Raw genomic sequence first — 12,531 nt, forward strand, 5'->3', positions numbered from 1 at the left:
ACGAGGGCCTTGAGGGGTCAGGCCGCGGCGGAACGAGGACGGCGGCGGGCCGCAGCGGGCCAACGAGCGACCGTTAACCCTCGCGCGCGCCCGTCGCGGCGAGAGGCGCGGCGCAACCATCCGGACAGGGCTTTCTTAACTCCGCACCCAGATACTTCGCCCCGCAAAACCAAGAACGCAAAGACAAGAATTTCGGGTGGGGGAAATATGGTCGGGTCGATCCTGCGCAAGCTTGCGTCACTGCCGTTGTCGATCGTTCGGTGGCGTCCGAGGCTCTGGCTGCGGTTTGGGCTGCGCGGCAATCTGTTTCTCGCCTTCGCGATCATCGCCGGCATGGCCATCGTCATCAGCGCCGCGGCCGGCATCCTGCTGGGGCGCCTCGGCGGCACCATGGAGTCACTCAGCGGCCGCGACATCCCGCGCCTCGCCGCCAGCCTGGAGCTGTCGGCGCTCAGCGAAAGCCTGTCGTCCAAGGGGCCGGCGCTGCTCGCCGCCAAGGACGAGGCCTCGCGCGACGAACTGACCAGGAGCCTCAAGGACACCCAGGCCGCGGCCATGGCCAAGCTGCGCGAGATCAAGAACCTCGGCGGCGATCCGGCCGTGGTCGGCGCCCTGGAGGAGACCGTCAAGGGCATCGACGACACCATCGGCAGCCTCGCCAACGCCGCCAAGGAGCGCCTCGACATCGTCGCCGACCGCGAGCGGCTCTATGACACGCTGCGCGTCGCCCATTCGCATTTCCTCGAGTCCGCCGGCCCCGAGATGATGGAGACCCAGACCAAGCTGACGGCGCTGCTGGCCTCTCCCGAAGTCGAGGTCGACCTGGTGCGCGACGCCGCCTATGCGGTCGAGCGGCTGTCGACCGTGGTGTCCGACGCCAACAACATGGCCGCCGACATGATGGGGGCGCTGTCCGCCACCACCAGCGGCGACATCGACGCCCTGCAGGAGACGTTCAAGACGACGCGCAAGCATGTCGATCCGCTGCTCAAGTCGCTCGGCGCCGTCAAGAGCGCGGCGCCGCTGCATGCCGAGGCCATGAAGCTGATCGTCATGGGCGAAGGCAAGACCAGCGCGTTCAAGGTCCGGCAGAAGGAGCTCGACGCCGTCGATTTCGGCCAGCTCATTCTCGACGAGACCGGCAAGCTCAACCGCGGCCTCGAAATGAGCGTCCATCAGCTCGTCAAGGACGTCGAGAGCGGAACCAATGCCCGCACCGGCGCCGCCAAGGCGACGGTCGCGACCGCGACGGTAGTGATGCTGGCGCTCGGCGCCCTGACCCTGATCGGCTCGGCGGCGTTCGTCTGGCTCTATGTCGGCCGCAACATCCTGCGCCGCATCGGCAATCTTCAGGCGGTGATGGCGCGCCTCGCCGCCGGCGACCTCGGCGCCGAGGTGGCGAGGAGCCGCCAGCGCGACGAGATCGCGGTGATGGCCGACAGTCTCGAAGTGTTCCGCGACGGCCTGATCCAGGCGCGGGACATGAGCGCCGACCAGGACCGGGACCGCGAGGCCAAGGCCGCCCGCGCCGCCCGCATGGAAGAGCAGATCGCGCGCTTCGAGCACATCATGCGCGGCTCGCTGGAAGGCCTGATGACCTCCGCCGACGCCATGCAGCAGACGGCGCAGAGCATGTCCGCCACCGCCGGCCGTTCCAGCGAACTCGCCACCGCGGTGGCCGCCGCCGCCGAAGAGACCTCGATCAACGTCCAGACCGTGTCGTCCGGCACCGAGGAGCTGTCGTCGTCGATCGCCGAGATCAGCCGACAGGTCGCCGGCTCGACGCAGGTCGCGCACAAGGCGGTGCAGCAGGCCGGCGCCACCGATTCGACGATGCAGGGTCTTGCCGCCAGCGCGGCCCGCATCTCGACGGTGATCGACCTGATCCAGAGCATCGCCTCGCAGACCAACCTGCTGGCGCTCAACGCCACCATCGAGGCGGCCCGCGCCGGCGACTCCGGCCGCGGCTTTGCGGTGGTCGCCTCCGAGGTGAAGAGCCTCGCCACCCAGACGGCGCAGGCGACCGAGGAGATCCGCGCCCAGATCGCGCAGATGCAGCAGGCGACCACCGGCGCGGTCGATGCCATCCGCGACATCGTCGCCACCATCGGCGAGATCAGCGACTACACCGGCTCCATCGCCGCGGCGGTCGAACAGCAGGGCTCGGCGACCCACGAGATGGCGCGCAACATCCAGCAGGCGGCCGGCGGCACCACCGACGTGTCGAGCAACATCGTCGGCGTCAGCGAGGCCTCCACCGAGGCCGGCACGGCGGCCGCCAAGGTGCTGGACGCCTCGGGCGGCCTGCGCCGCGAAGCCGAGGAGCTGCGCGCCAGCATTCACGCCTTCCTGGCCGAGATCCGCGCGGCGTGAGGCGCCGTGCGGCGTCATTTCGCACGGCGGATTTTACCGCGATCGCGGCTTGCCGGTTTCAAACGCGTGCTTGATTTGCCGCCGCACTTTCCGGCTGACAGGGTGGGCCGATCCGGCTAAGCGGGAAGCCGAAAGGTTCCGCCATGCACACCCGAGCCGAATCCGCCGCCAACCAGGCGCTGGTCTATCCGATCGAAACGCCGCCCGCGCCGGGCGAGATGGTCGAATTGCGGCCCGGCGTGCTGTGGGTGCGGCTCGCGCTGCCGTTCCGCCTCAACCACGTCAACATCTACCTGATCGCCGACGACGGCGGCTGGGCGATGATCGACACCGGCATCGGCAACGAGGCGACCATCGAGGCCTGGACACAGCTGTTCGAAGGCCCGCTGCGCCACGTCCACGTCACGAGGCTGATCGTCACCCATGCCCATCCCGACCATGTCGGCCTCGCCGGCTGGATCGTCGAGCGCTTCGGCTGCGCCTTCTCGATGTCCCAGGTGGAATATCTGCAGGCGGCCTATTTCCAGCACCGCGGCGCCGACGAGCGCAAGGCGGCGCAGCGGCTGTTCTTCCGCCGCCACGGCATGGACGAGGCGCTCACCGACGAATTGCTCGGCCGCGGCCAGGATTACCTCAAGCGCGTGTCGGTGCTGCCGGCCTCCTACCACCGCCTGTCCCACGGCGACACCATCGCCATCGGCAGCCGCCGCTTCCGGGTGATCACGGGAGGCGGCCACGCCCTCGACCAGGTGATGCTCCATTGCGCCGAGGACAGCCTGTTCCTGTCGGCCGACCAGGTGCTGAGCAAGATCTCTCCCAATGTCAGCGTCTGGGCGGTGGAGCCAAAAGCCAATTCGCTCGGCGAGTATCTCGCCTCGCTCGCCGCCCTGGAGCGCGACCTGCCCGCCGACCTCCTGGTGCTGCCGGGACACGGCCTGCCGTTCTTCGGTCTCAAGACCCGGGTGCGCCAGCTCGCCGACCATCACGAGGAGCGCTGCGAGCTGATCGCGGAAGCCTGCCGCACGGCGCCGAAGACCTCGGCCGAGCTCGTGCCGGTGGTGTTCAACAAGCACGTGCTCGACGCCCACCAGATGGGCTTTGCCGCGGGCGAACTGATCGCCCACGTCAACTACATGCTGGCCGAGGGCCGGCTCAAGCCGGCGCCGAGCCTCGACGGCGTGCTGCGCTTTTCCGCCGCTTAACCGCGGCTTGACCGCCGCTCAGCGCCGCGCCGGCCATCCGCATGAGCGATCGGCGTAATTTGCTGCTCGACAGCCGTGCTGGAAAAGCTCTAAAAAGCGCCAGCGCACCGCCGCAGCGACGGCACGGAACCCGGGACCGCCGCGAATTGGTCTGAAATCACAGTGATTTAGACCGCAGTGATTTAGACCGCACTGAGGTGTCTGAGGAAGCTTGGCCGGCCTGGCCCGGTTCCCAGCCGGCGCCGGGACATGAAACGGGGAGTAAAGACGCCGGCGCGCGCCCGTTTCGTCCGGGATGCATCATGGATTACAGCCAGTTCTTCAGCGCCGCCCTGAACCGCCTGCACGACGAGCGGCGCTACCGCGTTTTCGCCGACCTGGAACGGATCGCCGGCCGCTTCCCCCATGCGGTGTGGCACTCCCCACGCGGCGAGCGCAACGTGGTGATCTGGTGCTCCAACGACTACCTCGGCATGGGCCAGCACCCGAAGGTCGTCGGCGCCATGGTCGAAAGCGCCACCCGCAGCGGCACCGGTGCCGGCGGCACCCGCAACATCGCCGGCAACAACCACTCCCTGATCCAGCTCGAGCAGGAACTGGCCGATCTCCACGGCAAGGATTCCGCCCTGGTCTTCACCTCGGGCTATGTCTCGAACCAGACCGGCATCTCGACCCTCGCCAAGCTGCTCCCGAACTGCCTGATCCTGTCCGACGCCCTCAACCATAATTCCATGATCGAGGGCATCCGCCAGTCCGGCTGCGAGCGCATCGTCTTCCGCCACAACGACCTCGGCCACCTCGAGGAATTGCTGCGCGCCGCCGACCCCGACCGGCCGAAGCTGATCGTCTGCGAAAGCCTCTATTCCATGGACGGCGACGTCGCGCCGCTCGCCGCGATCTGCGATCTCGCCGAACGCTACGGCGCCTTGACCTATGTCGACGAGGTCCACGCCGTCGGCATGTACGGCCCGCGCGGCGCCGGCATCGCCGAGCGCGACGCCGTGATGGACCGCATCGACGTCATCGAAGGCACGCTCGCCAAGGCCTTCGGCTGCCTCGGCGGCTACATCGCCGCGCGCGCGGACATCATCGACGCGGTGCGCTCCTATGCGCCGGGCTTCATCTTCACCACGGCGCTGCCGCCGTCGATCTGCTCGGCGGCGACCGCCGCGATCCGCCACCTCAAGACCTCGCAGTGGGAGCGTGAGCGCCACCAGGACCGGGCGGCGCGGGTCAAGGCGATCCTCCAGGCCGCCGGCCTGCCGGTGATGGCGAGCGACACCCACATCGTTCCGGTCTTCGTCGGCGAGCCGGAGCGCTGCAAGCGCGCCAGCGACCTGCTGCTGGAAGACCACGGCATCTACATCCAGCCGATCAATTATCCGACCGTGCCCAAGGGCGCGGAGCGGCTGCGCGTCACCCCCTCGCCCTACCACGACGACGTGCTGATCGATCGGCTCGCCGAAGCCATGGTCCAGGTCTGGGAAAAGCTCGGCCTGCCGCTCGGGGCCAAGGCGCTCGCCGCCGAATAAAGGCGGCGAGCGCCGCCGGCCGGCGCCCTGGACCGCGGCGATCGCCGCCCACGGCCGCTCCGATCTGCTATAGTCGATCGACCCATGATGTTCCGGCCATCGGGCGACCGCGGGCCGATGGCAGCAGGTGCGAGGGCAGGTCACGCGTCGAGTGGGTAACGAGTAGAGACGGGCGCCATGCAGAACTGGGGCGTGATCGCGGTCGCGTTCGGCTATATCGGCTTCCTGTTCGTCGTCGCGAGCTATGGCGACCGGCTGACCCAGAACCGCCGCGCCGCCGCCGGCCGGCTGATCTATCCGCTGTCGCTGGCGATCTACTGCACCTCCTGGACCTTCTTCGGCTCGATCGGGCTCGCCAGCCGCAGCGGCATCGAGTTCCTCGCCATCTATGTCGGCCCGGTGCTGATGATCGTCTTCTGCACGCCGCTGCTGCGGCGGGTGATCCACCTCGCCAAGACCCACAACATCACCTCGGTGGCCGACTTCATCGGCGCCCGCTACGGCAAGAGCCAGGCGGTCGCGGCCATGGCGGCGATCATCGCGATCATCGGCTCGGTGCCCTATATCGCGCTGCAGCTCAAGGCGGTGGCGACCTCGCTGGAGACCATTCTCGGCGCCGAACAGACCCGCGAACTCGCCGCCACCCGGATCCCGCTGGTCGGCGACATCGCTCTCGCCGTCACCGTCGCCATGGCGCTGTTCGCCGTGCTGTTCGGAACGCGGCACGCCGACGCCACCGAGCACCAGCACGGGCTGATGCTCGCGGTGGCGACGGAATCGGTGGTCAAGCTGGCGGTGTTCATCACCGCGGGCGCCTTCATCACCTTCTGGATGTTCTCGCCCGCCGAACTGATCGACAGGGCGGCCAAGTCGCTGGAGGGGGCGCGCACGCTCTATCACGTGCCATCGATCGGCAACTTCCTGACCATGACGCTGCTGGCCTTCTTCGCCGTCATGCTGCTGCCGCGGCAGTTTCACGTCAGCGTGGTGGAGAACACCTCCAATGCCGAGGTGGGCCGGGCGCGCTGGATGTTTCCGCTCTATCTCGTTGCGATCAACATCTTCGTGCTGCCGGTGGCCCTCGCCGGCCTGGTGCAATTCCCGTTCGGCGCGGTCGACAGCGACATGTATCTGCTGGCGCTGCCGATGGCGGACGGCGCCGCGTACCTGACCATTGCCGTCTTCATCGGCGGCCTGTCGGCCTCCACCGCCATGGTCATCGTCGAATGCGTCGCGCTGGCGATCATGGTGTCGAACGACATCGTCGTGCCGCTGATGCTGCGGCACAGCCCGCACGGACGCGAGGGCCAGAACTTCGCCGCTTTCCTGCTCAACACGCGGCGGCTGGCGATCTTCGCCATCATGCTGCTCGCCTATTTCTACTACCGCTCGCTCGGCAACGCCCAGCTCGCGGCCATCGGCCTGTTGTCCTTCGCCGCCATCGCCCAGCTCGCGCCGGCGTTCTTCGGCGGCCTGATGTGGCGCAGCGCCACCGCCCGCGGCGCCATGGGCGGCATGGCGGCGGGCTTCGCGGTCTGGGCCTACACCCTCCTCATTCCGAGCCTCGCCGATCTCGGCGCCGAGCAGTCGCACTGGCTCCAGCACGGCCCGTTCGGCATCGAGGCGCTGCGACCGCAGGCGCTGCTCGGCTCCGAACTGCCGCCGCTGCTCCATGGCGTGTTGTGGTCGCTGGCGCTCAACTGCCTGACCTACGTGCTGTTGTCGCTGATGCGCCGGCCGTCCTCGATCGAGCGCGTCCAGGGCGACCTGTTCGTGCCGAACGAACTCGCGCCGATCACGCCGAGCCTGCGGCGCTGGCGCTCGACGGTGACGGTGCAGGATGCCCTCGCCACCGTCGCCCAGTATCTCGGCCCGGACCGCGCCCGCCAGGAATTCGAAAATTTCGCCGCCGCCCAGCGCCTCGTGCTGGAGGACGGCGCGCCGGCGGATTTCCGCCTGCTGCGCCACGCCGAGCACCTGATCGCCTCCTCGATCGGCGCGGCCTCCTCCCGCGTGGTGATGTCGCTGTTGCTGCGCAAGCGCACGGTGTCGGCCAAGGCGGCGCTGAAGCTGCTCGACGACGCCCACGCCGCGCTGCATTTCAACCGCGAAATGCTGCAGACCGCGCTCAACCATGTCCGCCAGGGCATCGCGGTGTTCGACGCCGACCTCCAGCTCGTCTGCTCCAATCGCCAGTTCGGCGAGCTGCTCGACCTGCCGCCCTATGTCATGCAGAACGGCGTCCCGCTGCGCGACATCCTCGAGGCGCTCAGCGGCCGCGATGCGGCGGACGGCGGCGAGGCGCAGATCGAGCGGCGGCTCGCCGCCTACACCACCGAGGGCACGCCTTATCTGGAGCGCCTGCCCGGCCGCAACCTGGTGATCGAGGTGCGCTCCAACCGCATGCCGGGCGGCGCGCTGGTGATCACCTTCTCGGACATCACCCCGAGCGTCGAGGCGGCCGAGGCGCTGGAGCGGGCCAATGCCTCGCTGGAAATGCGGGTGCGTCAGCGCACCGAGGAACTGACGCGGCTGAACTCGGAGCTCGCCCAGGCCAAGAGCGCCGCCGAAGAGGCCAACATCTCCAAGACGCGCTTCCTGGCGGCGGCGAGCCACGACGTGATGCAGCCGCTGAACGCCGCGCGGCTCTACGTCACCAGCCTGATCGAACGCCATGGCGGCGGCGAAACCACGCGCCTCGTCGAGAACATCGACGAGTCGCTCGAAGCCATCGAGGACATCCTCGGCGCGCTGCTCGACATTTCCCGTCTCGACGCCGGCGCCATGGCGCCGTCGATCTCGAGTTTCCGGATCGGCGACCTGCTGCGCTCGCTGGAGATCGAATTCGCCCCGGTCGCGCGCGCCAAGGAGCTCGAATTGACCTTCGTGTCGTGCTCGCTGCCGGTCACCTCCGACCGCGTGCTGCTGCGTCGGCTGCTGCAGAACCTGATCTCGAACGCCATCAAGTATACCCCCCATGGTCGCGTCCTGGTGGGATGCCGCCGGCGCGGCGGCAGGCTTCAGATCGACATCCTCGATACCGGAGTGGGCATCCCGGTGGAGAAGCGCGGCGAGATCTTCAAGGAATTCCACCGCCTCGACCAGGGCGCGCGGATCGCGCGCGGCCTCGGCCTCGGCCTGTCGATCGTCGAGCGCATTGCCCGGGTGCTCGGCCACAGCATCTCGATCGATGCCAACCGCGGCGGCGGATCGCGCTTCTCGCTGACCCTGCCGGTGGCCGACGCCGTCACCTACACCGCCACGGTGACCAGCGCGACGCCGCTGGCGCGGGCGCCGATGAGCGGCACCCGCATCGTCTGCATCGAAAACGATCCGGCGATCCTCGACGGCATGAAGACGCTGCTCACCGGCTGGAACGCCGAGGTGGTCGCCGCGCTCGATCCGGCCGCCGCCATCGAGGCCATTGCCGCCAAGGAGGGCCCGATCACCGGTCTGCTCGTCGACTATCATCTCGACCGCGGCACCGGCATCGCCGCGATCCGCGAGATCCGCCGGCGGTTCGGCAGCGGCATCCCCGCGATCCTGATCACCGCCGACCGCAGCCCGGCGGTGCGCGCCGCCGCCGCCGAGGACAAGATCATCGTGCTCAACAAGCCGGTAAAGCCGGCGGCGCTGCGCGCCCTGCTCGGCCAGTGGCGGACGCAGCAGATGGTCGCCGCGGCGGAATAGACCTCAACAGCGATCTCTATCGTCGTTGCGAGGAGCTCCAGGTCGAGCGGCGACAACGAAGTGAAAAGATGCGCCCTGACCTTCATTCTCGTCATGGCCGGGCTTGTCGCCCGGAAGTCGGATGTTTCCGACTTCCGGCATTAAGGAGAACGCGATCCGGCGCGAGCCGGATCGCTATGCCATCCACGACTTGCTTGCTGCGGCATCGTGAAGACGTGGATGCCCGCGACCGGTCTTCGCCTTCGGCTTCGACCCGGCGCAATGGCTGGGCGCGCCGAAGCTTCTTAGCGAAGGCGGGCAAGCGCGGGCATGACGATTGAAAGGCTGAATGAGTGGCCGCTTTCTCGGCTGCGGATCAGATGTGTGAATACGATAGCCGCTGACGCAAGGCGAGGTCGGCGCGAAGCGCCGGGCGATGACGACAGAATGTCGAGCAGGATCTCGATGCCGATGCGAGCCGACCGTCGACGAGCACGCGACCTATCCTATCCCGCCGGGGCATCGCCCGGGCGCCATTGGCCGCCGGCGATCTTCGCGGCGGCGATCACCGCCTGGGTTCGGCTCTCGACCCCGAGCTTCTGCAGGATGGCGGAGACATGGGCCTTGATGGTGGCCTCGGACACGCCGAGGGCGTAGGCGATCTGCTTGTTGAGCAGTCCCTCGGACAGCATCATCAGCACGCGGACCTGTTGCGGCGTCAGGGTCACCAGGCGATCGCGCAATTGCGCGAGTTCCGGATCGGCGGCGGCGGTCGGGTCGACGTCCGGCGGCAGCCAGACCTCGCCGGCCAGAACCTGGGCGATGGCGGCCCGCAGGGTATCGGCCCCGAAACGCTTGGGAATGAAACCGGAGGCGCCGAATTCCATCGAGCGGCGGATGGTGACGCTGTCGTCGCTGGCCGAGACCACCACCACCGGAATGGCCGGGTATTGGGCGCGCAGGTAGATCAGCCCGGAAAAGCCGCTGATCCCCGGCATGGTCAGGTCGAGCAGGATGAGGTCGACGTCGCCGTCCTGTTCCAGCAGCGCCGTCAACTCCTCGAACGACCCCGCCTCGACGATCGCCACCTCGGACACCACGCCGCGGACCGCCTCGCGCAGGGCGCCGCGGAACAGCGGATGATCGTCGGCGATCACGATGCGGGTTGTGGCGGGTGAAGTCATCGCGTGGAAGTCATCGCGTCCATGGTCAGGCGCCGGTCTGCACCGGCGGGCGTGGCGGGCTGTCGCAGGGCCGGCGTGCGGCCGTCACTGCGGTGCGATTGTCGTCCGCCGCGACGGCAGTTGCAACAGCTTGTGATCAGAAGGACTTGGCCGATGCTCGCTGCGGTTAATCGCGCCTTGTGCGCCGCAACATCATCGTCGCCGTGCGATGGCCGAAAGTCTTATGGGCCGTTGTTCACGGCAATGTTAATTCTGCGCCGGGATTGGCGTGTTCACGCGGCCCACGACCGCACGCACGACAACGAGCTGAAATCAGCCAATCGGGGAAACGTCTCATGAGCACTACGACTATGACATCAGCAAGACCGCGTGGCATGACCGGCGAAGAACGCTTCGTCGTGCTTGCCTCGTCGCTCGGCACTGTCTTCGAATGGTATGACTTCTATCTCTACGGCTCGCTGGCTGCGATCATCGGCGCCCAGTTCTTCAGCGCCTATCCCGAAAGCACGCGCAACATCTTCGCGCTGCTGGCCTTCGCCGCCGGCTTCCTGGTGCGTCCGTTCGGCGCCATCGTGTTCGGCCGCGTCGGCGATATCGTCGGCCGCAAATACACCTTCCTCATCACCATCCTGATCATGGGCCTGTCGACCTTCGTGGTCGGCCTGCTGCCCAACGCCGCGACCATCGGCATCGCCGCCCCGATCATCCTGGTCGGCCTGCGCCTGCTGCAGGGTCTGGCGCTGGGTGGCGAATACGGCGGCGCCGCGACCTATGTCGCCGAGCACTCGCCGTCGAACCGCCGCGGCTACTACACCTCCTTCATCCAGACCACGGCGACGCTCGGCCTGTTCCTGTCGCTGCTGGTGATCCTGTTCACCCGCACCATCATCGGCGAGGCCGAGTTCGCGGTCTGGGGCTGGCGCGTGCCGTTCCTGGTGTCGGTGGTTCTGCTCGGCGTCTCGGTCCTGATCCGCATGCGCCTCAACGAATCGCCGGTGTTCCAGCGCATGAAGGATGAAGGCAAGGGCTCCAAGGCCCCGCTGACCGAAGCCTTCGCCAACTGGGGCAACGGCAAGATCGTCCTGCTCGCCCTTCTCGGCCTGACCATGGGCCAGGGCGTCGTCTGGTACACCGGCCAGTTCTACGCGCTGTTCTTCCTGCAATCGATCCTCAAGGTCGACGGCTATACCTCGAACCTGCTGATCGCATGGTCGCTGGTGTTCGGCACCGGCTTCTTCGTGGTGTTCGGCGCCCTGTCCGACCGCATCGGCCGCAAGCCGATCATCATGGCGGGCTGCCTGATCGCGGCGCTGACCTTCTTCCCGATCTTCAAGATGATCTCGACCAACGCCAATCCGGCGCTGGAAAAGGCCTATGAAAGCGTCAAGGTCCAGGTGGTGGCGGATCCCGCAAGCTGCGGCGACCTGTTCAACCCGGTGGGCACCCGCGTCTTCACCAAGCCCTGCGACACGGCCCGCGCCTTCCTCGCCCAGTCCTCGGTGAAGTACTCGACCGTGCCCGCCGCCGCCGGCTCTGCGGTCAAGATCCTGATCAACGACAAGGAAGTGCCCTACACCGACGCCAAGACCTCCAACCCGGCGATCACCTCGGCCATCTCGGCCGCGGGCTATCCGAAGGCGGGCGATGCCGGCATCGTCAAGATGGCGCATCCGTTCGACATCTTCCGTCCGCAGGTCGCGGCGGTCATCGGGCTGCTGTTCATCCTGGTGGTCTTCGTCACCATGGTCTACGGCCCGATCGCGGCAATGCTGGTCGAACTCTTCCCGACCCGCATCCGCTACACCTCGATGTCGCTGCCCTACCACATCGGCAACGGCTGGTTCGGCGGCCTCCTGCCGGCGACCGCCTTCGCCATCGTGGCCTCGACCGGCGACATCTATTCGGGCCTCTGGTACCCGGTGATCTTCGCGGCACTGACCTTCGTCATCGGCATGCTGTTCGTGCCCGAGACCAAGGACGTGGACATCACCGCCAACTGATGGCGTCGCCGGCGCGCCGGCAAGCTTCCGACGGATCGACGGCCGCGGCACCCGCCGCGGCCGTTTTCATTTTCGCGAGGCCGATCAGTTCTCGCCGGCGCGGGCGCCGACGAACTGCAGCACCACCTCGCGGCGATGGCTGCTCGCGCGATGCTCGATCAGGTAGATGCCCTGCCAGGTGCCGAGGGCGAGCTTCCCGCCGGTCACCGGCACCTGCAGCGAGGTCGCGGTCAGCAGGGTCTTGATGTGGGCCGGCATGTCATCGGGCCCTTCGGCGTCGTGGGTCCAGCCGCCGCTCTGCGGCGCCAGGCGGTCGAGCGCGGTCAGCAGGTCGGCCTGCACGGCGGGATCGGCATTCTCCTGGATCGTCAGCGAGGCCGAGGTGTGACGCACGAACAGCGTCAACACGCCCTCGCCACCGGCGCAGCCGGCCACGAAGCGCCGCGCCTCCGCGGTGAGGTCGGTGAAGCCGGTGCCGCGCGTCGCCACACTCAGGGTCGCGGTCGCGACGATCGTCGCCGGGACCGTGCGGATATCTGAACTGGTGATGGACGTGGCCATGGCGCTCTCC

The 12,531-nt window shown here is 67.9% G+C and carries 7 protein-coding genes; 5 read left to right on the forward strand and 2 right to left on the reverse strand.

Annotated features, from left to right (window positions below; all coding sequences use genetic code 11):
• Positions 1 to 207: 207 nt before the first annotated feature.
• The 4 genes from DB459_RS06560 (at position 208) to DB459_RS06575 (ending at position 8,797) form a co-directional block, all read left to right on the forward strand.
• A complete protein-coding gene (locus DB459_RS06560) occupies positions 208 to 2,373 on the forward strand; it encodes a methyl-accepting chemotaxis protein (RefSeq protein ID WP_253712100.1) in 2,166 nt (721 codons plus the stop codon).
• 143 nt (positions 2,374 to 2,516) lie between these two features.
• Positions 2,517 to 3,575, forward strand: coding sequence for an MBL fold metallo-hydrolase (locus tag DB459_RS06565; protein ID WP_253712101.1), 1,059 nt, complete (start codon positions 2,517 to 2,519; stop codon positions 3,573 to 3,575).
• A 302-nt stretch (positions 3,576 to 3,877) separates the two neighbouring features.
• Complete coding sequence (gene hemA / locus DB459_RS06570) at positions 3,878 to 5,107, forward strand: 5-aminolevulinate synthase (RefSeq protein ID WP_253712102.1); 1,230 nt, start codon at positions 3,878 to 3,880, stop codon at positions 5,105 to 5,107.
• 177 nt (positions 5,108 to 5,284) lie between these two features.
• Complete coding sequence (locus tag DB459_RS06575) at positions 5,285 to 8,797, forward strand: hybrid sensor histidine kinase/response regulator (RefSeq protein ID WP_253712103.1); 3,513 nt, start codon at positions 5,285 to 5,287, stop codon at positions 8,795 to 8,797.
• 485 nt (positions 8,798 to 9,282) lie between these two features.
• Here DB459_RS06575 and DB459_RS06580 read toward each other — a convergent pair whose 3' ends face one another.
• The gene (locus DB459_RS06580) at positions 9,283 to 9,960 is read right to left on the reverse strand and encodes a response regulator transcription factor (RefSeq protein ID WP_253712104.1); all 678 of its coding nucleotides are present in this window, start codon (positions 9,958 to 9,960) and stop codon (positions 9,283 to 9,285) included.
• Between the two features lie 335 nt (positions 9,961 to 10,295).
• On the opposite strand from DB459_RS06580, the gene DB459_RS06585 reads away from it, so the two are divergent.
• Positions 10,296 to 11,960, forward strand: a complete 1,665-nt coding sequence (locus tag DB459_RS06585) for an MFS transporter (RefSeq protein ID WP_253712105.1) — start codon at positions 10,296 to 10,298, stop codon at positions 11,958 to 11,960.
• Between the two features lie 84 nt (positions 11,961 to 12,044).
• Here the strand turns inward: DB459_RS06585 and DB459_RS06590 are convergent, their stop codons facing one another.
• Positions 12,045 to 12,521 carry a secondary thiamine-phosphate synthase enzyme YjbQ gene (locus tag DB459_RS06590; protein WP_253712106.1) on the reverse strand — a complete coding sequence of 159 codons (477 nt, stop codon included), beginning with the start codon at positions 12,519 to 12,521 and terminating at the stop codon, positions 12,045 to 12,047.
• Positions 12,522 to 12,531 lie beyond the last annotated feature (10 nt).

It is taken from the genome of Bradyrhizobium sp. WD16, assembly GCF_024181725.1.
GTDB lineage: Bacteria > Pseudomonadota > Alphaproteobacteria > Rhizobiales > Xanthobacteraceae > Bradyrhizobium_A.